At 65.6% G+C, this 26774-nt stretch carries 18 protein-coding genes and 2 pseudogenes; 7 read left to right on the top strand and 13 right to left on the bottom strand.

Translation table 11 applies throughout. The features are described 5' to 3' along the window. Positions 1–7: 7 nt before the first annotated feature. From CBP34_RS04430 to puuE, 10 genes are all read right to left on the bottom strand, one after another. Entirely contained in the window at positions 8–1375 is a 1368-nt protein-coding gene (locus tag CBP34_RS04430; RefSeq protein WP_094099066.1) for a GntP family transporter, read from the bottom strand. A 186-nt stretch (positions 1376–1561) separates the two neighbouring features. Then, positions 1562–2341 carry a FadR/GntR family transcriptional regulator gene (locus CBP34_RS04435; RefSeq protein ID WP_094097412.1) on the bottom strand — a complete coding sequence of 260 codons (780 nt, stop codon included), beginning with the start codon at positions 2339–2341 and terminating at the stop codon, positions 1562–1564. 139 nt (positions 2342–2480) lie between these two features. After that, positions 2481–3512 carry a patatin-like phospholipase family protein gene (locus CBP34_RS04440; RefSeq protein ID WP_094097413.1) on the bottom strand — a complete coding sequence of 344 codons (1032 nt, stop codon included), beginning with the start codon at positions 3510–3512 and terminating at the stop codon, positions 2481–2483. A gap of 257 nt (positions 3513–3769) precedes the next feature. Further along, positions 3770–4537 (bottom strand): ABC transporter permease, encoded by a 768-nt coding sequence (locus CBP34_RS04445; protein WP_094097414.1) that lies wholly within the window; start codon positions 4535–4537, stop codon positions 3770–3772. A gap of 15 nt (positions 4538–4552) precedes the next feature. Further along, positions 4553–5389, bottom strand: a complete 837-nt coding sequence (locus CBP34_RS04450) for an ABC transporter ATP-binding protein (protein WP_094097415.1) — start codon at positions 5387–5389, stop codon at positions 4553–4555. An 84-nt stretch (positions 5390–5473) separates the two neighbouring features. Further along, a complete protein-coding gene (locus CBP34_RS04455) occupies positions 5474–6505 on the bottom strand; it encodes an ABC transporter substrate-binding protein (protein WP_094097416.1) in 1032 nt (343 codons plus the stop codon). Between the two features lie 225 nt (positions 6506–6730). Beyond that, a complete protein-coding gene (locus CBP34_RS04460) occupies positions 6731–9037 on the bottom strand; it encodes an NADP-dependent malic enzyme (protein ID WP_094097417.1) in 2307 nt (768 codons plus the stop codon). Between the two features lie 413 nt (positions 9038–9450). Beyond that, positions 9451–10695 carry a M20 family metallopeptidase gene (locus CBP34_RS04470; protein ID WP_094097419.1) on the bottom strand — a complete coding sequence of 415 codons (1245 nt, stop codon included), beginning with the start codon at positions 10693–10695 and terminating at the stop codon, positions 9451–9453. After that, positions 10692–12470 carry a 2-oxo-4-hydroxy-4-carboxy-5-ureidoimidazoline decarboxylase gene (gene uraD, locus CBP34_RS04475; RefSeq protein WP_094097420.1) on the bottom strand — a complete coding sequence of 593 codons (1779 nt, stop codon included), beginning with the start codon at positions 12468–12470 and terminating at the stop codon, positions 10692–10694. The genes CBP34_RS04470 and uraD overlap by 4 nt, the downstream gene beginning before the upstream one ends. Before the next feature lie 64 nt (positions 12471–12534). Continuing rightward, complete coding sequence (gene puuE, locus CBP34_RS04480) at positions 12535–13485, bottom strand: allantoinase PuuE (protein ID WP_094097421.1); 951 nt, start codon at positions 13483–13485, stop codon at positions 12535–12537. Between the two features lie 279 nt (positions 13486–13764). Here puuE and uraH point away from each other — a divergent pair, with 279 nt between their 5' ends. Beyond that, positions 13765–14115, top strand: a complete 351-nt coding sequence (gene uraH / locus CBP34_RS04485) for a hydroxyisourate hydrolase (protein WP_094097422.1) — start codon at positions 13765–13767, stop codon at positions 14113–14115. A 119-nt stretch (positions 14116–14234) separates the two neighbouring features. Here uraH and CBP34_RS04490 read toward each other — a convergent pair whose 3' ends face one another. Continuing rightward, positions 14235–14768, bottom strand: coding sequence for a hypothetical protein (locus CBP34_RS04490; protein ID WP_418134706.1), 534 nt, complete (start codon positions 14766–14768; stop codon positions 14235–14237). Between the two features lie 54 nt (positions 14769–14822). On the opposite strand from CBP34_RS04490, the gene xdhC reads away from it, so the two are divergent. Beyond that, the gene (gene xdhC / locus CBP34_RS04495) at positions 14823–15707 is read left to right on the top strand and encodes a xanthine dehydrogenase accessory protein XdhC (protein WP_094099067.1); all 885 of its coding nucleotides are present in this window, start codon (positions 14823–14825) and stop codon (positions 15705–15707) included. A gap of 201 nt (positions 15708–15908) precedes the next feature. Next, the gene (locus CBP34_RS04500) at positions 15909–17132 is read left to right on the top strand and encodes a urate hydroxylase PuuD (protein WP_094097423.1); all 1224 of its coding nucleotides are present in this window, start codon (positions 15909–15911) and stop codon (positions 17130–17132) included. Between the two features lie 11 nt (positions 17133–17143). Here the strand turns inward: CBP34_RS04500 and CBP34_RS04505 are convergent, their stop codons facing one another. Beyond that, positions 17144–17776, bottom strand: coding sequence for a TetR family transcriptional regulator (locus CBP34_RS04505; RefSeq protein WP_094097424.1), 633 nt, complete (start codon positions 17774–17776; stop codon positions 17144–17146). A 178-nt stretch (positions 17777–17954) separates the two neighbouring features. On the opposite strand from CBP34_RS04505, the gene CBP34_RS04510 reads away from it, so the two are divergent. The 4 genes and pseudogenes from CBP34_RS04510 (at position 17955) to CBP34_RS04525 (ending at position 25390) form a co-directional block, all read left to right on the top strand. Next, positions 17955–19268 (top strand): efflux RND transporter periplasmic adaptor subunit, encoded by a 1314-nt coding sequence (locus tag CBP34_RS04510; RefSeq protein WP_094097425.1) that lies wholly within the window; start codon positions 17955–17957, stop codon positions 19266–19268. 12 nt (positions 19269–19280) lie between these two features. Then, positions 19281–22438: pseudogene (locus CBP34_RS04515) on the top strand (efflux RND transporter permease subunit). Continuing rightward, positions 22431–23906, top strand: coding sequence for an efflux transporter outer membrane subunit (locus CBP34_RS04520; protein ID WP_094097426.1), 1476 nt, complete (start codon positions 22431–22433; stop codon positions 23904–23906). Before CBP34_RS04515 ends, CBP34_RS04520 begins: the two are co-directional and overlap by 8 nt. Positions 23907–24047: 141 nt before the next feature. Continuing rightward, positions 24048–25390 (top strand): annotated as a pseudogene (locus tag CBP34_RS04525) (glycerate kinase type-2 family protein). A 141-nt stretch (positions 25391–25531) separates the two neighbouring features. Here the strand turns inward: CBP34_RS04525 and CBP34_RS04530 are convergent. Then, positions 25532–26554 carry a porin gene (locus tag CBP34_RS04530; protein ID WP_094097427.1) on the bottom strand — a complete coding sequence of 341 codons (1023 nt, stop codon included), beginning with the start codon at positions 26552–26554 and terminating at the stop codon, positions 25532–25534. Between the last annotated feature and the right edge of the window lie 220 nt (positions 26555–26774).

The following is a 26774-nucleotide window of genomic DNA, read 5'->3' on the forward strand; positions in this document are numbered from 1 at the left end:
AAGTGTCTTAGGCCACCAGGGCCCACAGCAGAGCCGTGAGCGCAAAGCCCGCCAGCCCCAGCACGGTGGTCAGCACCGTCCAGGTGCGCAGGCCATCGCCCACGCTCAGGCCCAGGTAGCGGGTCACGATCCAGAAGCCCGAATCGTTGACGTGCGAAAGGCCCAAGCTGCCAAAGCCAATGGCCACCGTGAGCAGTGCCACTTGCATGGGGGAATACCCGCCGCCCGCAATCGCATCGGCCAGCAGGCCGCAGGTGGTGATGATGGCCACGGTGGCAGAGCCCTGCGCGGCGCGCAGGGCCAGCGAGATGATGAACGCCAGCAGGATCAGCGGCAGGTGCGTGGCCGTCAGGCTTTGCGACAGTGCCGTGCCAATGCCGCTGGCGGTGAGCACCTTGGCAAACACGCCGCCGGCGCCCGTCACCAGAATCACGGTGGCGGCCGGGGGCAGGGCGGATTCCATGATGGCGTTGGTGCGCTCGCGGTTCCAGCCCTGGTTGCGGCCCAGAAGGAACATCGCCAGGCCCACAGCCACCATCAGTGCAAAAATGGGCGAGCCGATGAAGCCCAGCACATTGCGCAGACCGTCGCCCTTGGGCAGCAGCGTGGCGCCGGTGGTGCCCGCCATGATGAGTGCCAGCGGGATCAGGATGAGCGCCAGGACAGAGCCCACGCCTGGAGCGCGGCGGGTGCTGGACGAGGCGTCTTCCTTGCTCTGGCCGAATGCGGCAAATTGCTCTGCCGTGGTGGGCAGCATGGGGTAGCCCTTGCGGTTGAGCCAGCCCGCCACGTACTGCGAGATCACGGCCAGCGGGATGCAGATGGCCAGGCCAATGATGGTGATCCAGCCAATGTCGCCCTTGACGATGGCTGCACCACCCACGATGCCGGGGTGCGGCGGCACCACCACGTGGGCCGCCAGCATGATGCCCGCCACGGGCAGGCCGAACTTCACGGGGTTGACGCCCGCCGCCTTGCAAAAGCCATAGACGATGGGCACCAGGATGATGAAGCCCACATCAAAGAACACGGGAATGGCGAGCACCAGCGCGGCGGCCGTGAGCGCCATGGGCACGCGCGTGGGCCCCAACAGTTGGGTGAACCGGTTGGCCAGGCTGGCTGCGCCGCCTGAGACCTCGATCATGCGGCCCAGCATGGCCCCCAGCGCCACCAGGATGGCTACCGAGCCCAGCGTGCCGCCCATGCCGGCAATCAACGTGCTGATGATGTCGGCAATGGGCATCTGCGTGGCAAACGCCACCAGAAAGCTCACCAGCATCATGGCCACGAAGGCGTGGACCTGCCAGCGGATGATGAGCAAAAGGAGCAGGGCGATGCTGCCGGCGCCAATGCCGAGGAGTGCAAGGGTGGACATGAAGAATTTCTCCGGATGGAAGGGCAACAGCGCTCGGCTGTGCATTTTTTGGTGTGTTTATATGGTTATCATACAAATTTATTGCAGCATTTCTTTTGCGTGTTAACCCTGAGGCCATGTCGGAATGGCGCCGCAGGGGTGAAATGGCTGCTGCTCACGGGGTAGGCATTCACCCCGGCGCAGGGCTTAAAAAAGCAGCGGTGGTGATTCCTGCACCAAGGGCTGTGCCAGCCGGGCGCCGTCCTGTGCCCAGAAGGCCGGATCGGCCTGCTCGATGCGGGACAGCGCATTGCGCATGTGCTCGGCGGCCGCGTGCCGGGCTGCGGGAGCGTTGCCCGCTTCAATGGCCTGCACGATGCGTTCATGCTCTTGCGTCACGGCCTGGGCGAAGTCGGTGCGCCGCGCTTCGTTGGCACGGGTCACCCGCGTGGCACCCTTGAGGAACTTGGCCAGATAGTCCAGGGTGCTGATCATGAAGGGATTGCCCGCGGCCTGGGCAATGGCGCGGTGGAACAGCACGTCTTCCTCCACGCCGTCACGCCCGCTTTGCACGGCCTGTGCAATGCGGTGCATGGCATGGCGGATGGCCGCCACGTCGCCGGCGCTGCCACGCTGTGCAGCCAGTTCGGCCACTTCGGATTCCAGCGCCTTGCGCACTTCCACGATCTGCATCACGGCCTCGCGCGAGGCCGCGTGCGGCAGGTCGAAGTTGAGCGGCTCGATGCCCGGCGCCTGCACATACACACCACTACCCTGGCGCGAATCCACCAGCCCCAGCGACTTGAGGCGCGAGACGGCCTCGCGCACCACGGTGCGGCTCACCTGGAACTGCTGGGCCAGCGCCGCCTCGGTGGGCAGTTTTTCGGCCGCCTGGATGCGGCCCGCGCGGATCTCCGCCTCCAGCGCGCTGGCGACCTGATCGGCCAGCTTGATGCCGGGTTTGATGGCGGAAAAAGGTGACGACATGGGTGAAGCGGGCAATGGGATGACGGCGGCAGTGCGGGCGTGCGGCAGTCGGGGTGATCGCCAGACTGTACCGCAAGCCCAGGGGCTTGCGGTGAGGCCGGTATGGGGCACGCCCCCACTGGCACCGGCGCCATGCGGGCTATTTCGGCGTTGCGCAGGAGTCGTCGAGCTGAGCCAGTCCCGCGAGCTTTTGCAGGCGGCTGCGGTTGTCCAGGCAGGTCTGGTATTGCGTCTCGGCCACCTTCTGTTGGGCCAGGCGCGCGGCCTTGGCGCGCTCGGCCTGCAGCTGGGCCACGCGTTCGCGGATCTGCGGCATGGCGGCCAGCGCGGCTTTTTCGCCTTCCACCATGGCGCTGGTGCGCTGGCTGAAATCGGCCGGGCCGATGTCCAGCACCTGGGGGGTGATGATCACATCGGCGCGCGCCAGCTCGGCCTGACCGAGCTTCTGGCCCATGATGGCAATCGACTGGTTCAGCGCGCCCAGCAGGTTGGCGGGCGACTGGCCCCGGGCCTTGTTGGAGATGTCCACGGCAATCACGATGTCGGCACCCAGCTGGCGCGCGGCATCCACCGGCACAGGGCTCACGATGCCGCCGTCCACAAAATGGAATTTGCCGATGGTGACCGGCTGGAAAACACCCGGCACGCTGCTGGATGCGCGCACGGCCTGGCCCGTGTTGCCGCGCGCAAACACGGTGCGCTCGCCGTCTTCGAGCCGCGTGGCCACGGCAACAAACGGTTTGGCCAGCTGTTCCAGCGGTTTGCGGCGCACCTGCTCGTTCACATAGTCTTCGAGCTTTTGGCCCAGCACCAGTCCGCCTGATGACAGTTGCAGGTCGCGGATTCTGGTTTCGTCCAGCGCCACGGCCTTTTCCTGCATCTCAAACGCATTCATGCCGGTCGCGTACAGCGCGCCGACCACGCTGCCCGCACTGGTGCCCGACACCACCGCAGGCGCCAGGCCATTGGCTTCCAGCATCTTGATCACGCCAATGTGCGCAAAACCCTTGGCCGCGCCGCCGCCCAGCGCGATGCCGATGCGAAGGGGTGCCGGAACGGGCGGCTGCGCATCGGCGGCCGCCGTCGGCCGGGCCGGTGCCGTGCCGCCGCAGGCCACCAGGCCCAGGGCGGCGCAAAGTGCCAGGGAGTGCAAAAGAAGCGACGGGCGCATGCCGGGAAATCCTGCTATCTGGAAGGGGCGGGCAGTATATGCCGCGGTGCGGCGCGTGGGCAGCTGATCCTGAAGAGGAGCTGCCGGCGCGTCCCTTGCGCTGTCAAGCGTCTCAATCTTCGAAACCGTCGCGGCCCAGGCGAGAACCGCCGCGCAAGGACCGCTCCGCCGCGCTGGCGGTGTCCTTTCCCGAATCGCGCCAGCGATTCGAGAGAAGGGGGAAGGCGCCGAAGGCGACCCAGGGGGATGTACCCTGCCTACTCGCCCTGCGAGCCCCGGTGCGCCCAGCCCGTAGTGCGCTTTTCAATCGCGCTGAACAGCTCGTACATGGCCATGGCCATGGCGCCCACCACCATCAGGCCGGCAAATGCCAGACCCATCTGCATGGACGAGCCCGCGCTGATCAGCAGGTAGCCAATGCCTTCATTCGCCGCCGTCATCTCCGACACCGTGGTGCCCACAAACGCCAGCGTGATCGCCACCTTGAGCGACCCAAAAAAGTAGGGCATGGAGCGCGGCAGGCCGACCTTGGTCAACACGTCCCAGCGCTTGGCGCCCAGCACGCGCAGCACGTCTTCGAGCTCGGGCTCCAGCGTGGCCAGGCCCGTGGCGATGTTCACCATGATGGGGAAGAAGCTGATGAGGAACGCGGTGAGGATGGCCGGGCCCACGCCAATACCGAACCACACCACGAGGATGGGCACGAACGCCGCCTTGGGCAACGCATTGAAGGCCGTCATGAGCGGGTACACGGCGGCATAGGCCAGGCGCGAGCTGCCAATCACAAAACCCAGCAGCACGCCAACGACGATGGCAATGCCAAACCCGGTCATGGTGACCCAGTAGGTGCGCCAGGCATGGGCGGCGATCACGCCGCCAAATTCCACCAGTTGCGTGCCGATGGCCCAGGGGCTGGGGAAGATGAATTCAGAGACATTGAAGGCCGAGCAGATGATCTGCCATAGCAGGACGATCGCCAGCAATAGCAGCCAGGGTGACCAGCGTTCTACGGTCTTCTTGTGCATGGGTGTGGCTTGGGTCTATTGCGGCATGGGCGCGCAGGCCTTGCCTGCAGTTTGGCGAATGGCGCCGATATGGCCGCGCAGCTCGTGCACGATGTCGGTGAATTCCTTGGTGTAGGTCACCTCCAGATCGCGCGGGCGGGGCAGCTCGATGTCCTTTTTCACCACAAAGCGGCCGGGGCTCTCGCTCATCACGTACACGGTGTTGGCCAGAAAAACCGACTCGCGCAGGTCGTGCGTGACCAGGATGACGTTGAATTGCTGCTCGGTCCACAGGTCGCGCAGGATGCACCACAGCTCCTCGCGCGTGAAGGCGTCGAGCGCGCCGAAGGGCTCGTCGAGCAGCAGCATCTTGGGCTCGTGGATCAGCGCGCGGCAGATGCTGGCACGCTGCTGCATGCCGCCCGATAGCTGCCAGGGGAACTTGTCTTCGTAGCCGCCCAGGCCCACCTTCTGCAGCAGCTTGCGGGCACGCTCTTCGTATTCCTTGCGCTTTTGCTTGAAGTGGCTGCGGTAGGGCTCGACGATTTCGAGTGGCAGCAGCACGTTGTCCACCGCGGTGCGCCAGGGCAGCAGCGAGGGTGCCTGAAAGGCCATGCCCGAGACCTTGAGCGGTCCCGTCACCGGCTGGCCGTCGATGAAGATCTTGCCCATGGAGGGCATTTTCAGGCCGGTGGCCAGTTTCATGAAGGTGGACTTGCCGCAGCCCGAGGGGCCGACGATGGCGATGAACTCGCCCTGGCGAACCTGCAGGTCGATGGCCTCCACCGCAAACTGGTTTTGCGCGCGCAGCTCGTCGTTGTAGGCGAGCCAGACGTCGCGGAAATCCACAAAATTGGAATCGGCAGCCTGCATGGGGTATTTTTAGATAAAAATGGCCTGTAGCGCTTATTGAACAAGCGCTAATAGCTACTAAATTAATAGTAAATCGGCAGCGCTTTACTTCTTGGGCAGGATGTTCAGCTCGGCCGCGCTGGGCAGAAAGCTGGCGTTCCACACGTCGTCGGCATTCACGCGCGTCTTGGTGTTGAACGCATCCGACACCTGCGAGGCCATCAGCGACAGGCGGCCGGGTTGGGCCTGGCCAAAACCTTCGGCGCGTGCGTCGGGGCTGTTGATCACGGTGTCGATGGCCAGTTGCAGGCGGCGGGTTTCGAGCGGCACGTGCACGATGCCGTCACGCGCCTTCACATGTTCGATGGCAGCGGCCGGGTTGGCGATGACCTCTTTCGCGCCCTTCGTGAAGGCCGCGAGGAAGGCCTTGATGGCGGCCGGGTTCTCTTTGATGAGCTTGGGAGACGCGATGATCACGTTGCCGTACAGCTTCACGCCGAAGTCGGCATAGGGCAGCACCACCACGTCGGCGGCCTTGGCACCACGGGCTTCCAGGTTGAGCAGTGAAGTGAAGGTGAAGCCGGTGATGGCGTCCACATCGCCGCGCACGAGCATGGTTTCGCGCAGCGGGGGGTCCATGGCGGTCCACTGCACGCTACCGATGCCGTTGGCTTTCTGGAAGATCGGGAATGCGCGGCGGCCCGCATCGAACACCGGCGCACCCAGCTTCTTGCCGGTCAGATCGGCGGGCTTGGTGATGCCGCTCTTCTTGAGCGCCATGACCGATGCGGGCGTGTTGTTGTAGACCACCATCACCGCCACGGGCTTGTTCTGCGCATCGGGGTTGTTGGCGTGGAACTCCATCACGGCGGCCAGGTCGGCAAAGCCCATGTCGTAGGTGCCCGAGGCCACACGCTGCACGGCGCCGCCTGAGCCGTTGCCCGCGTCCACCGTCACATCCAGTCCAGCGGCCTTGAAATGACCTTTGGCCACGGGCTGCAGGAACAGCGCTGCGGGGCCTTCAAAACGCCAGTCGAGCTGGAACTTGATGGGGGTGGGCGTTTGCGCTTGCGCCAGCGAGAAGGTGCTGGCAACGGCCAGCAGTGCGGCGGTTTGCAGGAACGAACGTTTCTTCATGGGGACTCCAGGGGATAGAGGCGTTGAAAGGTGCCGTCTTCACGGCCGCTTGGCCATGAACTCAGCAAAATTAATGCCCGCTTTCGCCGCAGTAGAACCGGGCATGAAGCCATTCTTCCCCGAAGTGGTGCACGGGGGGCATGCAGGGTTTCCCGACATGGCGCGAAACCCTGCGCGCCTGCCCCGCCCTGGGCTGCAGCGCGCATTGCGCCCTTGCTCTTGCCTTTACCTGGGGCGTGCTGCCGCGCTGGCCACGGCCAGGGCCGTCATGTTGAGCACGCGGCGCACGGTGGCGGCTGGGGTCAGGATGTAGGCTGTGGCAGCAGCGCCCATCAGGATGGGGCCCACGGTGACGCCACCGCTGGTGGTCGTCTTGAGCACGTTGTAGAGGATGTTGGCGGCATCCAGGTTGGGGCAGATCAGCAGGTTGGCCGAGTCCGTCAGGGTCGAGTCCGCCATGTAGGCGTTGCGGATGTTTGGCTCCAGCGCGGCATCGCCGTGCAGCTCGCCATCGCACTCGATCTCGGGGTGGGCGGCCACGAACAGGTCGCGCGCCTCGCGCATCTTGCGGGCCGATGCGCGTTTGGACGAGCCATAGCTCGAATGCGACAGGAAAGCGACCTTGGGCGGCAGGCCAAAACGCTGTACTTCCTGCACCGACATCCAGGCGATGTCGGCCAGTTGCTGGGCCGTGGGGTCTTCGTTCACATAGGTGTCGGCAATGAAGAGTGTGCCCCGGCTGGTCATCAGCGCGTTCAGCGCGGCGTAGTTGTTGGCGCTTTCCTGGCGGCCGATGATGCTGTGGATGCGCTCCAGGTGCGTCTCGTAGATGCCCACCAGGCCGCAGATCATGGCGTCGGCATCGCCCAGCTTCACCATTAGCGAGGCGATGATGGTGTTGGAGCGGCGCACGGCGGCCTTGGCCACTTCGGGCGTGGCACCATTGCGCTTCATGCGCTGGTGGTAGTGCTCCCAGTATTGGCGAAAGCGTGGGTCGTCCTCGGGGTTGCACACTTCCACATCCTTGCCCAGCTGCATGCGCAGGCCCGCCTTGGCGATGCGGGCGGCAATCACGGCGGGGCGGCCGATGAGGATGGGCGCAGCGATCTTGTCGTCGATGGCCATCTGCGCGGCACGCAGGGCGCGCTCGTCCTCGCCGTCGGCATAGGCCACGCGCTTTTGTGCATCGGGCAGGGCCTTGGCCGCGTTGATCACGGGGCGCATCAGCATGCCGGTCTGGTAAACGAAGCGCGACAGGGTTTCCTTGTAGGCCTCCATGTCGGTGATGGGGCGCGTGGCCACGCCCGATTCGGCTGCCGCCTTGGCCACGGCGGGCGCGATCTTGAGGATCAGGCGCGAGTCGAACGGCGTGGGAATGAGGTAGTCAGCACCAAATGTCAGTTCTTTGCCGGCATAGGCGCTGGCCACTTCTTCGCTGATGTCGGCCTTGGCCAGGTCGGCAATCTGGCGCACGCAGGCCAGCTTCATGGCCTCGGTGATCTTGGTGGCGCCGCAATCGAGCGCGCCCCGGAAGATGTAGGGGAAGCACAGGACGTTGTTGACCTGGTTCGGGTAGTCCGAGCGGCCCGTGGCGATGATGCAGTCGGGCCGGATGGCCTTGGCCAGCTCGGGGCGGATTTCGGGCTCGGGGTTGGCCAGCGCCAGGATGATGGGCTTGGCGGCCATGGTCTTGACCATCTCGGCCGTGAGCACGCCGGGAGCCGAGCAGCCCAGAAACACATCGGCGCCGTTGACGGCATCGGCCAGCGTGCGCGCGTCGGTCTTCTTGGCATAGCGCGCCTTCGATTCGTCATAGCCGCCGGGGCGACCTTCGTAGATCACGCCCTTCGAGTCGCACATGAAGATGTTTTCTACCTTCACGCCCAGGCCCACCATCACGCCCACGCAGGCAATGGCGGCAGCACCGGCGCCCGACACCGCGATCTTGACGGCACCGATGTCCTTGCCCACCAGCTCCAGGCCGTTGAGCAGCGCGGCGCTGGAGATGATGGCCGTGCCATGCTGGTCGTCATGGAACACGGGGATGTTCATGCGCTTGCTCAGCTCCTGCTCTATGTAGAAGCATTCGGGCGCCTTGATGTCTTCGAGGTTGATGCCGCCCAGCGTGGGCTCCAGCGCCGCAATGATCTCGATGAGCTTGTCGGGGTCGCGCTCGGCCAGTTCGATGTCGAACACATCGACGCCCGCAAACTTCTTGAACAGGCAGCCCTTGCCTTCCATCACTGGCTTGGAGGCCAGCGGGCCAATGTCGCCCAGGCCCAGCACGGCCGTGCCGTTGGTGATGACGGCCACCAGGTTGCCGCGCGAGGTGTAGTCGAACGCCTTGGACGGATCGGCCTGGATGTCGAGGCAGGGGTAAGCCACGCCGGGGGAATACGCCAGCGACAGGTCGCGCTGGTTGGACAGCGGCTTGGTGGGGTTCACCGAAATCTTGCCCCGGGTGGGGTTGCGGTGGTATTCGCGCGCGGCGTCGCGCAAGGCCTGTTCGGCGGCGGAAATGTTCTGTGTCATACGAAAATCCTCGAAGTCCTCGGCGGAATGCAAAACAAGCGTACCCGATGGCGTGGTTGGCTGGTATGCCGGTTTAAGCGCGTGCGGCACAAAGCCAAAACTCCGTGGCAGCTTCTTCGGCAGCGGGCAGGGGGATGCGAGTGGGCGTCGGCCTGGCGTGCGGCGTGGACAGCGGCGGAGGTGTCGCGGCTGGCGCCATGGAAGAAACCGTTCAGGACCACAGCCGTGATCGAGGGCAGCAGGATACTGGATTCAAGGGGGTGAGCGGGCGTTGTACCCGGTGTTTGGGCAGAGGCCGGGGAGATAACCCGGTCTCCGCCCTTCACAAAAACACACTGTCAACTGCAAAAACAATAGCTGCCAGCGCTTGATGGGTAAGCGCTAGAGGCCAAAAAGGCCAAAAAGACCAAAAACTACCCCGCCAACAAATCACACAACGCTCGTGCCACCACCTTCGTCGCGCGGCGCAGGTCTTCCAGGTCCAGCCGCTCATCGGCCCGCTTGGCGTGCGATTCGAGCACGCTGCGTGGGCCGGCGCCATAGATCACGCCCGGAATGCCGCGTTCCACATACAGGCGCACGTCGGTGTACAGCGGTGTGCCCACGGCGGGCACCGGTTCGCCCATCACCGCCTGCGCGTGTTTCTGGATGGCTTGCACCAGCGGCGCATTGCCCGCCAGCGGCGTCATGGCGTTGGCCAGCAGCAGGCGCTTGATGTCCACGCTGATGCCGGCGCGCTCGGCTGCCGCCTGCTCGATCACGCGGCGGATGGTGGCCTCGACCTCCACCGGGTTCTCCTCGGGGATCATGCGGCGGTCGAGCTTGAACATGACCTTGCCGGGCACCACGTTGGTGTTGGTGCCGCCTTCAATGCGCCCCACATTCAGGTAGGGGTGCTGGATGCCTTCGACCTTGGACGTGACCTTCAGATACTCGTGGTTCTGCGCATACAACGCGTTCAGGATGTGCACCGCGCCCTGCAGGGCATCGACGCCGGTGTGGGGCACGGCGGCGTGGGCCATCTTGCCGTGCACGGTTACTTCCATCTGCAGGCAGCCGTTGTGGGCGGTGACCACTTCGTAGCTGAAGCCGGCGGCAATCATGAGGTCGGGCTTGGTGAGGCCGTTTTTCAGGAGCCAGCCGGGGCCGAGCTCGCCGCCAAATTCTTCGTCGTAGGTGAAGTGCAGCTCCACCGCACCTTGGGTGGGTTTGGCCACGGCTTCGAGCGCGCGCACCGCAAAGGTGAAGCTGGCGAAATCGCTCTTGCTCACGGCCGTGGCGCGGCCATACATCTGGCCGTCGACGATCTCGGCGCCATAGGGGTCGTGCGTCCAGCCTTCGCCAGGCGGCACCACGTCGCCGTGGGCGTTCAGCGCAATGGTCTTGCCGCCGCTGCCATAGGGCCTGCGCACGATCAGGTTGGTGATGGATTCCATGCCATAGGCCTGCACATCGGCGGCGGGCACGGCGTGTTTTTCCGCCACGTAGCCAAAGTCCTGCAGCAGTTCGGCAGTGCGCTCGGCATGCGGTGCATTGTTGCCGGGGGGCGTGTCGGTGGGCACGCGCACCAGGGCCTGCAAAAAGCGCACTTCTTCGTCAAAGTGCTGGTCGATCCAGGCGTCGAGGTCGGCGTAAGGGGCCTGTGTGGGGGTGGTCATGGCTGGATTTCCTCGGCAAGCTGGTGCAGTATCTGCGTGAAGGCATCGACTGCAAGCTGGATGTCGTTGTTGGTGGTGGATTCGAGCGGGTTGTGGCTGATGCCGGAGTTCTGGCCGCGCACAAACAGCATGGCCTGCGGCATGATTTCGTGGAGTTTCATGGCGTCGTGCCCGGCGCCGCTGGGCATGCGGAACACGGGCACACCGAGCGTGTCCACGGCGCGTTCCCAATGGTGCTGCAAAGCGGGTGCGCTGGGCGCAGCGGCCGCGCGCATGGATTCTTCCAGCATGTAGCGCAGGCCGCGCCGTGCGGCAATCTGGGCGAGCTGTTCCAGCACGTCGCGCACCAGCGCATCGCGCTGCGCGTCGGTGGGGGCGCGCAGGTCGAGGCTGAACTGGCAGCGGCCGGGCACTACATTGATGGAGCCGCCTGGTACGTTGAGCAGGCCGATCGTGCCCACCGAGTCGCCGTCCTGCGCGGCGCGCTGCTCGATGTACAGCGCAAGCTCGGCCACGGCCACGGCGGCATCGCGGCGGCGGTTCATGGGGGTGGTGCCCGCGTGGCTGGCGGTGCCGATCATCTCGCCCACAAAACGCACGCCGCCGTTGATGGAGGTGACCACGCCCAGGGGCAGGTCCAGCTCGTTGAGCACTGGGCCCTGCTCGATGTGCACCTCGATGAAGCCCAGGTACTGGGCGGGGTCGCGCTGCAGTTTTGGAATGTCGTCGATGCACAGGCCCGCGTGTTGCATGGCCGCGCGCATGGTCACGCCATCGGCATCCTTCTGATCGAGCCAGGCGGGGTTGAAGTGACCGATGAGCGCGCCCGAACCCAGGAAGGTGGCCTTGTAGCGCTGCCCTTCTTCTTCGGCAAAGGCGATGACCTCGATGCCAAACGGCAGGCGGCGACCTGCGCGGTGCAGCTCGCGCACGCAGGCCATGGGCACGAAGATGCCCAGGCGCCCGTCGTACTTGCCGCCGTTGCGCACGGTGTCGTAGTGGCTCCCGGTCATGAGGTAGCGGGCACCCGCGCTGGCCGGGTGGTAGCGCCCTACCACGTTACCCACGGCGTCCACCTCGACCTCGTCAAAGCCGCAGTCGCGCATCCAGTGGCTGAGCGCTTTGGCGCAGGCGCGGTGCGCGTCGGTGAGGTAGGTGACGGTGAGCTGGCCTTTTTCGGCAAAGCCGGGGTCGGAGTGCTCGGCCAGCTTTTCGTGCCAGTCCCACACGTCGTTGCCCATCAGGGGCTGGGCCGCGAACTTGTCGTTCAGGCGGATCTCGGCGATGCGGTGGATGTTGCGCAGGGCCTCGGCGCGCTCGAAGTCCGCGTGGTTGCTTAGCCGCCGCGCAAAGGTGTCGATGATCTGCTGCTTGCTCAGCCCCGTGCCGCGCGGTCCGCGCACCGCCAGGATGAACGGGAAGCCAAAGCGTGCGTTGTAGTCGGCGTTGAGCTGCTGGATGCGCGCAAATTCTTCGGGTGTGCACTGCGTGAGGCCCGCCTTCGATTGCTCGTGGGTCGATTCGGCCGTGAGGCTTTGCGCCACCATGGCCTTGCCCGCCAGCTCGGGGTGGGCGCGGATCAGGCCCAGCTGCGCCTCGGTGCTGGCGGTGCGTACGGTCTGGGCCAGGGCGTGCTTCAGGTGCGCCAGCGAGCGAAACGGCCGCTGCGCCAGCGCCTGCTCGGCAATCCAGGGGGAATGCTCGTACACGCCGTCGAGCTGCTGCAGTGCCTCTGCAGCGCTGGCGGTGTTCAGTTGTTCCAGGGTCAGGGGCATGGTGTGTGCTTCAAAAAAGTGAGCTGCTCGCGGTTGTTCAATAAGCGCTAGCAGCCGATTTGACTCAAAATCGTGGCGCCGGAAACCGTTGCGCCCAATGGCGGGCGATGTCGATGCGGCGCGCCACCCACACCTTGTCGTGCTGCGCGATGTGGTCCAGAAAACGCTGCAGCGCCGTGATGCGCCCCGGGCGGCCCAGCAGGCGGCAGTGCATGCCAATGCTCATCATCTTCGGGCGGTCCAGGCCGGACGGGTCGCCCTCGGCGTAGAGCGCGTCAAAGGTGTCCTTCAGGTACTGGAAGAACGGTTCGGCGTGCGAATATCCCTGGGGCAGGGCAAAGCGCATGTCGTTGCAGTCGAGTGTGTAGGGCACGATGAGCTGGGGCACGGCGGTGCCGTCGGTGCGCTGCACCTTCATCCAGAAGGGCAGGTCGTCGCCGTAGTAGTCGCTGTCGTATGCAAAGCCACCCAAGTCGGCCACCAGGCGGCGGGTGTTGGGGCTGTCGCGGCCGGTGTACCAGCCCAGGGGCCTTTGGCCGGTCATGCGCTCGACGATGGCCATGGCCTCGGCCATGTGCGCGCGCTCCACCGCTTCGGGGATGTGCTGGTAGTGGATCCACTTGAGGCCGTGGCAGGCGATCTCGTGGCCCAGTGCAACAAACGCCTGGGTCAGGTCGGGGTGACGCTGCAGGGCGGTCGATACGCCGAACACCGTGAGCGGCAACTGGCGCTTTTCGAACTCGCGCAGGATGCGCCACACGCCCGCGCGCGCGCCGTATTCGTAGATGCCCTCCATGCTCATGTGCCGCTCGGGGTAGCTGGCGGGGTTGAACATTTCCGACAAAAACTGCTCGCTGCCGGCGTCGCCATGCAGCACGGCGCTCTCGCCGCCTTCCTCGTAGTTCAACACGAACTGCACGGCTATGCGGGCGCCGCCGGGCCATTGCGCGTGCGGCGGGTTCTGGCCGTAGCCGATCAGGTCACGCGGGTAGGGCAGGGTGGCGTCGTAGATCATGGATGGCGGCAAATGTCAGGGCGTCAGGGAATCACGGGGCCAGCGTCTCTGCCAGATTGCGGGCGCGGCGCCGGTGGGCACAGCCTGGGCAAGCAATTGACAGGCCAGCCCGGCGCGGGGGCGCGGGCGCTGGTGGCGCCGGCACGCGCCAAGGCCTCGGCGAGGGGGCTCGCAGGCGACAAAAACATGGACTGGATGATAGGTTGAACGGTGCACAGTGCATACACTTTGGGCAGCATTCGGCCCCTTTGCGGCCTTCCTTCTTCAGGAGACTTACCCATGGGCTTGAGCACCCACGTTCTGGACACCATGCATGGCTGCCCTGCGGCCGGCATGGCGGTGTCGCTGTTTTCCACCCGGGGTGACGAGTCCACGCTGCTCCAGCGCCTGGTGCTCAACCACGATGGCCGCACCGATGCGCCGCTGTTTGACAACGCCAGCCTGCGCAAGGGCACCTACCGCCTCACGTTCGATGTGGCGGCCTATTTCAAGGCGCGGGGGGTCGTTTTGCCGGAGCCCAATTTTCTCGACCGGGTGAGCCTGGATTTCGGCATTGCCCATGCCGATCAGCACTACCACGTGCCCCTGCTGGTGAGCCCCTGGAGCTACTCCACTTACCGGGGGTCGTGAGGGGCTGCTCCTGAAAAAGGAGCTGCTTGCGCTTTATCTGCGCCGATTTTCAGTAAATAGGCTTGCACCCAAAGCGGCTCAATCGCCGGCCGCTCTTCTTTATGGGTGAGCGCCGGTTTTCAGAGCTGGCCTTCGGTCAGCGTGTCGAGCTGGAAGTGCCCGCTTTTGTCCCACAGCCAGGTGTCGGTGTAGGTGACGCGGCCCATGCGCGCGGGCACCGGAAACGGAGCGGCGGCGCGCACGGTGCGCTCGATCTCGGCAATGACTTCGGGCGCGTGGCGCGGTGCGCGCATCCAGTGCAATTTGGTGATGCGGCCGCTGCGGTCGATGTCCACTTCCAGCACGCCAATGGCGTACAGCATGGGCGGCAGCTTGCCCTTGAAAACGCGCTGGTTGTTCAGGTTGTAGAGGTGGGTTGCCGCGTCGCGGCGATAGGCCCGCGCAGTGCTGGCAGCCGAGGGACCGGGCGCGGTGGACTTGCCCAGTGAGTGCGCGGCACCGTCGTCGTAGGGCGAACGGCTTTCCGGCGGCAGGGGCACGTTTTCCGGTGTGGACTTGCAGGCGGCAACAAGAGCGCCCACGGCAGCCATGAGTCCGGCCAGCAGCCAATGGCGGCCAGCCCGGGAAGAATGTTGGGACGAAGTGGGTGGCATGGTGTTGTCGCTATGCTGGTGGGCACGATCCATGCGGGCGGTGCATGGCGTGCAATGAACCTGTTGGAAGTTAGCGTGGCTGATCTGTTGTTACTGCTGGAGGGCCTGAAGGCGGCCGCCCCGGCTTGTCTGGTGACCGTGGAGTCTACCCAAGGCTCTGCGCCGCGGGAAGCCGGGGCCTGGATGGCGGTGTTCGCTGACGGCCTGGTGGGCACGATCGGCGGCGGGCATATCGAGCACCAGGCCATTGCCGAGGCCCGGCGCCGGTTGCGTGGTGTACAGGGGGCAGCGCAGCTGCGTTACGCGCTCGGTCCGGCCCTGGGACAGTGCTGCGGAGGCGTGATGCACCTGGGGTTCGAAGTGGTGGGGGCGCAACATGTGGCAGATTTGAAACAGCGCCTCGCACCGACGCGCCACCCGGTGGCCTTGTTCGGCGGCGGGCATGTCGGCCATGCGCTGGCGCGCGTGCTGGCGCCCCTGCCGTTTGCGCTGACCTGGATTGACAGCCGCGATGGGGTCTTTCCACCGCATCCGCCAGGCGACGTGGCATGCGAACACTCCGACCCGGTGCACAGCGCGGTGCCAGGGCTGGCGCCCGGCAGCCGGGTGCTCATCATGAGTTTCAGCCATGCCGAAGACCTGGATGTGGTGGCCGCGTGCCTCCAGCGCCAGCGCGCGCAGGGCGACCTGTCCTTCATCGGGTTGATCGGCAGCCAGACCAAATGGGCCACCTTTGCCAACCGGCTGCATGGGCGGGGTTTCGCGCCGCACGAGCTGGCGCAGGTGACCTGCCCCATCGGGGTGCCGGGCATACGCGGCAAGGAGCCCGAGGTGATTGCGGTGGCGGTGGCCGCGCAACTGCTGCAGACCGTGCAGGATGCTCGCGTGCCCCGGCCGATGCAAGCGCCGGATCAGGCCGTGGATGTGCGCGCGCAGTAATCGCCGCGGCCGGTACCAGCGGGTGGGGTGGCACCGGGAACAATTCCTGCATACACTTTTTGCCGAACCATGAGGGTTCTGGGTCGCAGCGGTGCCCCGGCAGATGTCTGCCACGGTGCGCGGCCTCTTTGTCTGCTCAGAGCGCCCGCAGTGGTGAGCAGGTTTGCTGTTGCAGCGCATGCGCGCTGCCAAGGTTGAGATATGGAAAGCTATTTTCTCGACTGGGCCAACCTGCTGTTGCGCTGGGTCCATGTCATCACCGCGATTGCCTGGATTGGCTCGTCGTTCTATTTCGTTTTTCTGGACAGCAGCCTCACGCCGCCGGAGGATGAGGATCTGAAAAAGCAGGGCGTGAGCGGCGAGCTGTGGGCCGTGCATGGCGGCGGGTTCTACCACCCTGTCAAGTTTGCCGTCTCTCCGCCGCAGCTGCCCAAACACCTGCACTGGTTTTACTGGGAAAGCTACAGCACCTGGCTCAGCGGCTTTGCGCTGTTCACGGTGTCGTACCTGTGGAGCGCCAGCACCTATCTGATTGACAAGTCGCGCATGGACTGGGCGCCCGCCGAGGCCATTGCGGTGGCGCTGGCGTTTCTGGTGGTTTTCTGGCTGCTGTACGACGGGGTCTGCCGCCTTTTTGGCCACAAGAAGCACGGCGACGCCATCGTGGGCGCTCTGGTGCTGGTGCTGGTGTGCGTAGCGGCTTGGCTGGCCTGCCACTGGTTTGCCGGGCGCGCCGCCTTTTTGCTGGTGGGTGCGATGATGGCCACGGCCATGAGCGCCAATGTGTTCTTCTGGATCATCCCGGGCCAGCGCACCGTGGTGGCGCAGATCAAGGCCGGCCAGCCGGTGGACCCGATTCATGGAAGGCGCGGCAAGCAGCGCAGCGTGCACAACACCTATTTCACGCTGCCGGTGCTGTTTGCCATGCTCAGCGGGCACTACAGCTTCACCTGGGGCCATCCGCAGAACTGGCTGGTGCTGATCGTGATGATGGTGGCCGGGGCTGCCATCCGCCAGTTCTTCGTGCTGCGCCATGGTTACAAGCTGGGGCGCAATAGTCATCCGCTGCCCTACGCCGTGGTGGGGGTGGCGCTGGTGGTGGCGGTGGTGGTTTGGCTGCGGCCGGTATCCATTGCTATTGATTCAGGAGCTGCTGGCGCAGGTACAGAAAGCGCTAAAGTCCGAAATGACTACATATCCGTGCAGGCGGTGCTGGCCCAGCGCTGTTATCAGTGCCATGGCGCGCAGGTGCAGATGAAGAACCTGCGGCTCGACTCGGCTGACAATGTGAGGCAGCACGCCCAGGCCATCTACCAGCAGGCTGTGGTGCAAAAACTCATGCCCATGAACAACGCCACGCAGATGACCGACGCGGAGCGGGCGCTGATCGGCCGATGGTATCTGGCCGGGGGCGCCACCGAATGACCCGGCGGTGTTCAGGTGGGCACGCTGTCCTGCAGGCCCAGTCCGGCCAGATACACGGTGAGCGCCGCGCGGCCGTTGGCCAGCAGGTCAAAGGCCCCAGGGTTGAGCAACCATTGGTGCACCAGCCCTTCGACCAGCACCTGCAAACCCCGCGCCGCGCAGTCCAGCGCCACCGGCGGGGGCTGGTTGCGGGCCGCGAAGGCCCGCTCCAGCGCGACATGGTTGCGCGCCAGGCAGCCGTCGTGCACGCTCAGGTGGCGTTCCAGCACGGCGCCCATGTCGGCGGTGTATTCGACCTGGTGGGTGGCGATTTGCAGCACGCGGTGCGTTTGCGCGTCGGTGGCGATCAGGCGCAGCGCCTCCAGCATCGCGCTGCGGATCTCGGCCACTGGGTTGGCCGCCTGCTCTACATAAGCCACCACCAGCGTCTGTTCCAGCGGCAGGGTCACGCGCTCCATCATGGCGTTGAACAGGTCGGCCTTGTCCTTGAAATGCCAATAGATCGCCCCCCGCGTGGTGCCTGCGGCCACCGCAATGTCATTGAGGGAGGTGTGTGAAACGCCACGCAATTGAAACAATTGTTCCGCAGCATCCAGAAGGTTGTTGCGCGTGGTCTGTGCGTCTGCCTTGGTGCGTCGGGCCATGGAATACCTCACTTATTGGCGGTGTTTTTCCGTCACTATACATACATTCTTGAATGTATGTATGTTTTAATGCAGCACTTCGTTACCGTGCCGTGGGCCTGCGCGCAGCGCGCCGCGTCACACTAAACTGGCCCAATTTGCGGCGCGCCGCGATCCATTCATTACTCCAAGGAACACCATGTCTGCCTTGCGCCATGTCAAGACTGTCCCCGTTGTTGCCTCTGCCTCGTCACCTGCGCGTGTGCGCCTGGGCGTTGCGGCGGGTGGCCTGTCCGTTGTATTGCTGTTGGCGGCCTGTGGCAAGTCCGAGGCGCCAGCGGCTGCGGCCGGTGGTGGCATGCCGCCCCCCGAGGTGGGGGTGGTGGTGGCAACGCCAGGCGATGTGGGCCTGGTCACCGAGTTGCCCGGGCGCCTGGAGGCCTCGCGCGTGGCGCAGGTGCGGGCCCGTGCGGCAGGCATTTTGCAAAAACGCCTGTTCCGCGAAGGCAGTGACGTGAAGGCCGGCCAGCTGCTGTTTGCCATTGATGCCGCGCCCTATGCGGCCGCCTTGCAAAGTGCCGAGGCCACGCTGGCCCGGGCCCAGGCCAACCTGACCCAGGCCGCAGCGCTGGCCGGGCGCTACAAGCCCCTGCTCGCCGCCAACGCGGTCAGCCAGCAGGAATACGCCAATGCCGTGGCGGCGCAAAAGCAGGCCGAGGCCGATGTGGCCGCAGGCAGGGCCGCTGTGCAGACCGCCCGCATCAACCTGAATTACGCCAGCGTCACGGCGCCGATTTCGGGCCGCATTGGCCGCGCCCTGGTCACCGAAGGCGCACTGGTGGGGCAGGGAGAGGCCACGCAACTGGCAGTAGTCCAGCAGATCGATCCGGTGTATGTCAACTTCACCCAGTCCGCCGGCGAGGTGATGAAGTTGCGCAGGGCCCTGGCCGATGGTCAGCTGCAGCGGGCGGCAGGCAGCGAAGCCGCCAGCGTGCGCGTGGTGCTGGAGGACGGCAGCGAATACGCCCGTGCGGGCAAGCTGCTGTTTTCCGACCTGACGGTGGATGCCACCACGGGCCAGATCACGCTGCGCGCCGAGGTGCCCAACCCCAAGGGCGACTTGCTGCCGGGCCTGTATGTGCGCGTGCGGCTGGAGCAGGCCCAGGTGGCCAACGCCATCTCGCTGCCGCAGCAGGCGGTCACGCGCACCCAGCAGGGCGACAAGATCACGGTGGTGGGCGCCGACGGCAAGCTCAGCCAGCGCACAGTGAAGGTGGGTGCCGCCCGCAACAACCAGTGGGTCGTGCTGGAAGGCCTGAAAGAAGGCGAGCAGGTCATGGTTGATGGCTTCCAGAAACTACAGATGATGCCGCCCGGCACGCCGGTGAAGGCGGTGCCATGGCAGGCCCCGGGCAGTGCCGCAGCATCGGCTGCTAACCCGCCTGCAGCTGCATCGGGTGCTGCGCCAGCGGCCAGTGCCCCTGCTGCAGCCGCCAGCGCCGGCCAGAAATAAGGAGCCAGCCCCATGGCCAAATTCTTTATCGAGCGCCCCATCTTCGCGTGGGTGGTCGCCCTGTTCATCATGGTGCTCGGCGCGGTGTCGATCACCCAGCTGCCGATCTCGCAGTACCCCACCGTAGCGCCGCCGACCATCGTGGTCACCGTCGCCTATCCGGGTGCTTCGGCGCAGACCCTCGAAGACAGTGTGCTGGCCGTGATCGAGCGCGAAATGAACGGCGCGCCCGGCCTTGCCTATATGGAGGCGGTGAGCCAGGCCAATGGCACGGGCACCCTCACGCTGAGCTTCGAGCCGGGCACGAACCCCGATCTGGCCCAGGTCGAGGTGCAAAACCGCCTGTCGCGTGCTACACCACGTCTGCCGGCGGTGGTCAACCAGCAGGGCGTGCGCGTGGAGAAGTCGCAATCGAACTTCCTGCTGTTCACCATGCTGTCGTCGTCCGATCCCAAGTTCGATGTCAATTCGCTGAGCGACTATGCCGCTCGCAACGTGGTGCCCGAACTGCAGCGCCTGCCAGGCATCGGCCAGGTGCGGTTGTTCGGTGCCGAGCGCGCCATGCGCGTGTGGATCGATCCAGCCAAACTGCAGGGGGTGAACCTGTCCGCTGCCGACGTGGCCAGCGCTATCCAGGCGCAGAACGCGCAGGTGTCGGCCGGCAGCCTGGGCGAGTTGCCCAACCTGAGCGGCCAGAGCATCTCGGCCACCGTGGTGGTGCCCGGGCAAATCAGCTCGACCCAGGAGTTTGGCGACATCGTGCTGCGCGCCAACGCTGATGGTTCCGCGGTGCGCCTCAAGGATGTGGCGCGCATCGAACTGGGCGCCCAGTCGTATGCCACCAGTGCGCGTCTGAACGGCAAGCCGGCCACCGGCATGGGGGTGCAGTTGTCGCCATCGGGCAATGCGCTGGCCGCAGCCACGGCGGTCAAAACCCGCATGGCCGAGCTGGAAAAATACTTCCCGCCCGGCATGAGCTGGACCATTCCTTACGACAGCTCCGAATTCGTCCAGATTTCCATCAAGCAGGTCGCAGTGACCCTGCTCGAAGCCATTGCGCTGGTGTTTCTGGTGATGTATCTGTTTTTGCAGAACTTCCGCTACACCGTCATCCCGACCATCGTGGTGCCGGTGGCGCTGCTGGGCACCTTTGGCGCGCTGCTGGCAATGGGCTTTTCGATCAACGTGCTGACCATGTTCGGCATGGTGCTGGTGATCGGCATCGTGGTGGACGACGCCATCGTGGTGGTGGAGAACGTCGAGCGCATCATGAACGAGGAGGGCCTGCCGCCGCTGGAGGCCACGCGCAAGGCCATGAGCCAGATTTCGGGCGCCATCATAGGTATCACCGTGGTGCTGATCTCGGTGTTCTTGCCGCTGGCGTTTTTTGCCGGTTCGGTGGGCAACATCTATCGCCAGTTCTCGGCCGTGATGGCGGTGTCCATCGCCTTTTCGGCGTTCATGGCGCTGTCGCTCACGCCGGCACTGTGCGCTACCTTGCTCAAGCCGGTCGAGGCCGGGCATGGCCACGCCAAGAAGGGCTTTTTTGGCGGCTTCAATCGCGGCTTCGCCCGTAGCGCCAAGGGCTATGAGGGCTGGGTCGCCAAGCTGCTGCGCCGCAGTGGCCGCATGATGGTCATCTATGTCGCGCTGATCGCCGCCGTGGGCGTGCTGTACATGCGCCTGCCCACCTCTTTCCTGCCCAACGAAGACCAGGGCAACCTGCTGGTCAACATCCAGTTGCCGCCCGGCGCCACGCTGGAGCGCACCCAGGCCGTGGTCGAGAAGGTCGAGGAATTCATGCTGCAGCAGCCTGAAGTCAAGAACATGGTTGCCGTGCTGGGCTTCAGCTTCTCCGGCCAGGGACAGAACGCCGGCCTGTCGTTTGTGACGCTCAAGGACTGGTCCGAGCGCAAGGGCGCCGGGCAAACGGCTGAGGCCATTGTCGGCCGGGCCATGGGTGCGCTGTCGGGTGTGCGCGATGCGTTCATCTTTGCGCTGAGCCCCCGCCCATTCCCGAGCTGGGGGTCAGCTCCGGCTTCACCTTCCGCCTGCAGGACCGCGGTGGCAATGGCCATGACGCGCTGGTAGCAGCACGCAACCAGATGCTGGGCATGGCTTCGCAAAGCAAGGTGCTGGCCGGCGTGCGACCCGACGGCCTGGAAGACGCGCCGCAACTGCAGGTCGATATCGACCGCGAGAAGGCCAGCGCACAGGGCGTGGGTTTTGCCGCCATCAACAGCACCATTTCTACCGCGCTGGGCTCGGCCTACATCAACGATTTCCCGAACGCCGGACGCATGCAGCGTGTGGTGGTGCAGGCCGAAGCCCAGGCACGCATGCAGCCGGACGACATTCTGAAGCTCACGGCGCTGAACAGCCAGGGCAAGGCCGTGCCGCTGTCGTCGTTTGCCACCACGCGCTGGGTCAGCGGTGCCATGCAGACCGTGCGCTACAACGGCTATTCCGCCATGCGCATCGCCGGCGGTGCGGCGCCTGGCTACAGCACCGGCGACGCCATGGCCGAGATGGAGCGTCTGGCAGCGCAGTTGCCCGCCGGCTTCGGCTTCGAATGGACGGGCCAGTCGCGCGAAGAAAAGCTCGCCGGCTCACAGGCGCTGGTGCTGTATGGCTTTGCCATCCTGGCGGTGTTCCTGTGCTTGGCGGCCCTGTATGAAAGCTGGTCGATTCCGCTGTCGGTCATTCTGGTAGTGCCGCTCGGTGTGTTGGGCGTGCTGCTGGGCGTCAGCCTGCGCGGCATGACCAACGACGTGTACTTCCAGGTGGGGCTGATCACCATCATCGGCCTGTCGGCCAAGAACGCCATCCTGATCATCGAGTTTGCCAAGGACCTGCAGGCGCAGGGCAAGGGCATCATCGAGTCGGCGCTGGCGGCTGCCCATCTGCGTTTTCGCCCGATCATCATGACCTCGCTGGCCTTCATTTTGGGTGTGGTGCCACTGGCCATTGCGTCGGGCGCCAGTTCGGCGAGCCAGCGTGCCATTGGTACCGGCGTGATTTCCGGCATGGTGGTGGGCACCTTCCTGGCCGTGTTTTTCGTGCCGATCTTCTTCGTGGTGGTGCGCAGCCTGTTCAAGGGCAGCGCGCGCCAGCGGCAATTTGATACCCAGCATTCGCACCAGGCGGACACAGGGAATACCCATGCTTAATCTTTTCACCTCCCGCCGGGCCGCCGGCGCTAGCGCGGCCCGCCTGCCCGCTGCCACGGCGCTTGCCGCGGTGACGCTGCTCGCCGGCTGTTCCATGATCCCGACTTACGAGCGGCCAGCGGCCCCCGTGGCGGCGCAATGGCCTGCCTTGGGCGCCAGCACCGCAGCCAACGCCACCACGGCGGCCGCCGATCTGCCCTGGCAGGATTTTGTGGGCGACGCGCGTCTGCGCGAGCTGGTGGAGCTGGCGCTGCAAAACAACCGCGACCTGCGCGTGGCGGTGCTCTCCATCGAGCAAGCCCGCGCGCAATACCAGATCCGCCGGGCCGACCAGTTGCCAACCATCAACGCTGCCGCCACGGGCAACCGCCAGCCGGCCTCCGATGGCAGTGACAGCATCACCAGCGCCTACACCGCTGGCCTGGCCCTGGCATCCTGGGAAATCGACTTCTTTGGCCGTGTGGCCAGCCTGAAGGAAGCGGCCCTGGCGCAGTTCCTGGCCACGCAGGAGGCGCGCAGCGCGGTGCAGACCAGCCTGGTTGCCTCGGTGGTCAGCACCTGGCTGAGCCTGCAAACCAACGAGGAACTGCTGGCCCTGACGCAGCGCACGCTGGCCACCCGGGACGACTCGCTGCGGCTCAACCGCTTGCGTTTTGACCAGGGCGTGACCTCGGCCCTGGACCTGCGCCAAGCCGAATCGCTGACGGCGGCCGCGCGTTCCACCCTGGCCCAGCAGCAACGCTTGCGCGCGCTCGATGTGAACGCGCTCACGTTGCTGGTGGGGCAACCACTGCCCGAGCGGCTGCTGCCCACCGCGCAGGCCGATGGCCAAGTCGTGGCCCTGCGCGACGTGCCCGAAGGTATGCCGTCCGACTTGCTGGAGCGCCGCCCTGACATTCGCCAGGCCGAGCAGCAGCTGATCGCCGCCAACGCCAACATCGGCGCGGCGCGGGCAGCGTTCTTTCCGCGCATTTCCCTCACGGCCAGCGCAGGCACCGCCAGTAATGCGCTGTCGGGCCTGTTCAAGAGCGGCTCGTGGGGCTGGACGCTTGCGCCCCAGGCCGTACTGCCTATTTTTGATGCCGGGCGCAATCAGGCCGGGCTGGACTCGGCCCGTGCCGAGCGCGAGATTGCGGTGGCCCAGTACGACAAGGCCATCCAGAGCGCGTTCCGCGAGGTGGCCGATGCCCTGGCCGGCCGTGCCACCCTGGGCGAGCAGGTGCTGGCCCAGCAGCAGCAGGCCACCGCCGAGGCCGACCGCTTTCGCCTGGCCGACTTGCGCTACCGCAATGGCGTGGCCAGCTACCTCGATGTGCTCGATGCCCAGCGTGCCCTGTTTGCCACGCAGCAGGCGCTGGCCCAGTCGCAGCTGGCGCAGCGGCAAAACCAGGTGGCGCTGTACAAGGCGCTCGGTGGCGGCTGGCGCGATGCGGCCGAGGGCGCAGCACCCGCTGCAACGCAAAACTGAGGTCCACTGGCCAGGCTTTGCGCCGCCCTGTGCAGTTTTTTAAGCCAGCGGCGTATCGCTCCCGAGGGTTGGGAAGAGGGGCCTGCGCCATGTCGCCTGCGGCGGCTTTGCGCAGCGCAGGCTGCGGCGACAATGTCTGCCATGCAAGCACCTTCTGACCTTTTGGGCGCGAGCCCGCCGGACTTTCGCACCCAGCCGCGCGCATTTCTGCGCGCGCTTTTCGATGCTGCCGTGCGCAGCGCCCAGCCGCTGCACGGCATGCGCGCCTGGCTGCCCGAGCCGCCGCGCGGGCGCACCCTGGTGCTGGGTGCGGGCAAGGCGGGGGGCTCCATGGCCCAGGCGCTGGAGGCCCTGTGGCCTGCCGACGCGCCGCTGTCGGGCCTGGTGGTCACGCGCTATGGCCATGTGCCGCCCCGGCCAGAGGGCCTGGCGCAGCGTATCGATGTGGTTGAGGCAGCGCACCCCGTGCCCGACGCGGCAGGCATGGCGGCGGCCGAGCGCATGCTGGCGCTCACTGCGGGGCTGACGGCCGACGACCTGGTGCTGTGCCTGGTGTCGGGCGGCGGCTCGTCCTTGCTGACGCTGCCGGCCGAGGGCCTGGCGCTGGCGGACAAGCAGCGCATCAACCGCGCCCTGCTCGAAAGCGGGGCCAGCATTGGCGAGATGAATTGCGTGCGCAAGCACCTGTCCCGCATCAAGGGCGGGCGCCTGGCAGCGGCCTGCGCGCCGGCGCGGGTGGTCACGCTCACCATCAGCGATGTGCCGGGCGATGACCCGTCGGTCATTGCCAGCGGCCCCACGGTGCCCGACACCACCACCTGCGCCGATGCGCTGGAGATTCTGGCGCGCTACCGCATCGAACTGCCGCCGCCCGTGCTGCAGGCATTGCAGGATGGCACGCTGGAGACACCCAAGCCGACCGATAGCGTCTTTGCCGGGCATTCCGTGCATCTGGTGGCCACCCCCTGGCAGGCGCTGGAGGCGGCTGCGGCCGTGGCGCGCGGGGCGGGGCTGGCGGCCTACATCCTGTCCGACGAAATGGAAGGCGAGTCGCGCGAAGTGGGGCGGGTGCATGCGGCGCTGGCGCGCAGTGTGGCGCTGCGCGACCAGCCGTTCGAGAAACCCTGCGTGATCCTGAGTGGTGGCGAAACTACCGTGACGGTGCGCCCGCGCCGCGAGGGCGCTGCCCCGGCCGCGGCGGGCGTGCCGGCGAGTTCTGCCTGGGCCTGGCGCAGGCGCTGCAGGGCGTTGGCGGCGTGTGGGCGCTGGCGGCCGACACCGATGGCATCGACGGCATCGAAGACAACGCGGGCGCGTTGGTCACGCCCGACACGCTGGTGCGCGCCGAAGCGACGCATTTGCGCGTGGCCGACCACCTGGACCGCCACGATGCCTATGGCTACTTCAAGGCGCTCGGTGACCTGGTCATCACCGGGCCTACGCATACCAATGTGAACGACTTCAGGGCGCTACTTGTTTTATAGCTGCTAGCGCTTATTGGATAAGCGCTAGAGGCACTTTTTGCTTGAATTCGTTGGGTGACGGGCAAAAGCGCCGCGCATGAAAAAAAGGCACGGCAGATTGCTCTGCCGTGCCTTTCTTGCCTGCGCCCGGGGGCGCGGCGATCAGAAGCGGTGGCGGATGCCCACGCCGAAGCTGTTGCCGTTGGTCTGGCTGGTGATCTTGTCGTTCATGTACATGGCGTACACATCGGTGCGCTTGGACAGGTTGTAGTCGTAGCCCAGCGTGAAGGTCTTGCGGCTCACGTCGGGGGTGGACCACTCCGTCTTCACCCATTCGGCGAGCAGCTTGCCATTGCCCAGCGGCGCCGAGGCGCCGACCTGCACCGTCTTGCCCTTGGTGGAGGCGGTGTCGTCGATCTTCTTTTCGCCATAGCTCAGGTAGGGCTTGACCACGCCGAAGTCGTAAGCGCCCAGCAGCATCCAGTATTTCTGGTTGTTGGCCAGCAGCGTGTTCACCGGGTTGCCGATGTCGGCGTTTTCATAGAAGCCGGTCAGGGTCAGCGGACCGCCAAAATAGAAGAAGTTGACGCCCACGTTGTTCTTGCCGTTCTTGCCAGCCTGTTCGCCAAATTGGTACTGCAGGTTGGCCTTGAAGCCACCGATGTCGGGCGTGGAATACACGATCTGGTTGCTCCAGCCCGTGTCAGCGGGGGTCATGGAGCGCCAGCCGGTGCCGTTGAACAGCGGCACATCCTTGTGCAGGATCAGCGGAGAAAACACAAACGAGTCACCCAGCGGGTTGCCCACCACCGAAGGCAGGAAGTTGGGCGCCATCCAGCGGCCCAGCAGCACCGAACCGAAGCCGCCCGACAGGCTGACGTTGGCATCGCGCGAAAAGAACGTGTCGTTGGCAAAGCGCCCTTGCGTGCCGGCGTCCACCTTGATGAACGAGGTCAGGTTGAAGTGGGCCTTGATGCCGCCGCCCAGGTCTTCGGTGCCCTGCACGCCAAACCACGAGGTGGTCAGGCCGCCGCTATCGACCACCGACTTGCTCTTGGCATCGCCCGCCATTTTCATGGAGCCGGCAAACACGTCCATCAGACCGGTGAGCTGGACAGAGCTTTGGGCATGGGCCCCGGCGGCACACAGCAGCGCGGCGCTCAGGGCGATCAGGTTTTTTTTCATTGAAACTCCTGCAGGGGTTGAAAGTGCCGGTTATCCCGGCCTGAAAGGGCATGACACCGTCATGACAGTGCATAGCGCGCTCCATGATCGTGTCCCCAACAACTTGTTGCAAGTTCCATGCCTCATGCCGCAACCGGATGTTGTTTTCCGTGCTTTTGACCAGGCGCAGAGGGTGGGCGCAGCCCGTGGCAGGGCCCGGCTTCCTTTTGATCTTCCTCAA

The organism is Acidovorax carolinensis (genome assembly GCF_002157145.1).
GTDB classification, from domain to species: domain Bacteria; phylum Pseudomonadota; class Gammaproteobacteria; order Burkholderiales; family Burkholderiaceae_C; genus Acidovorax; species Acidovorax carolinensis.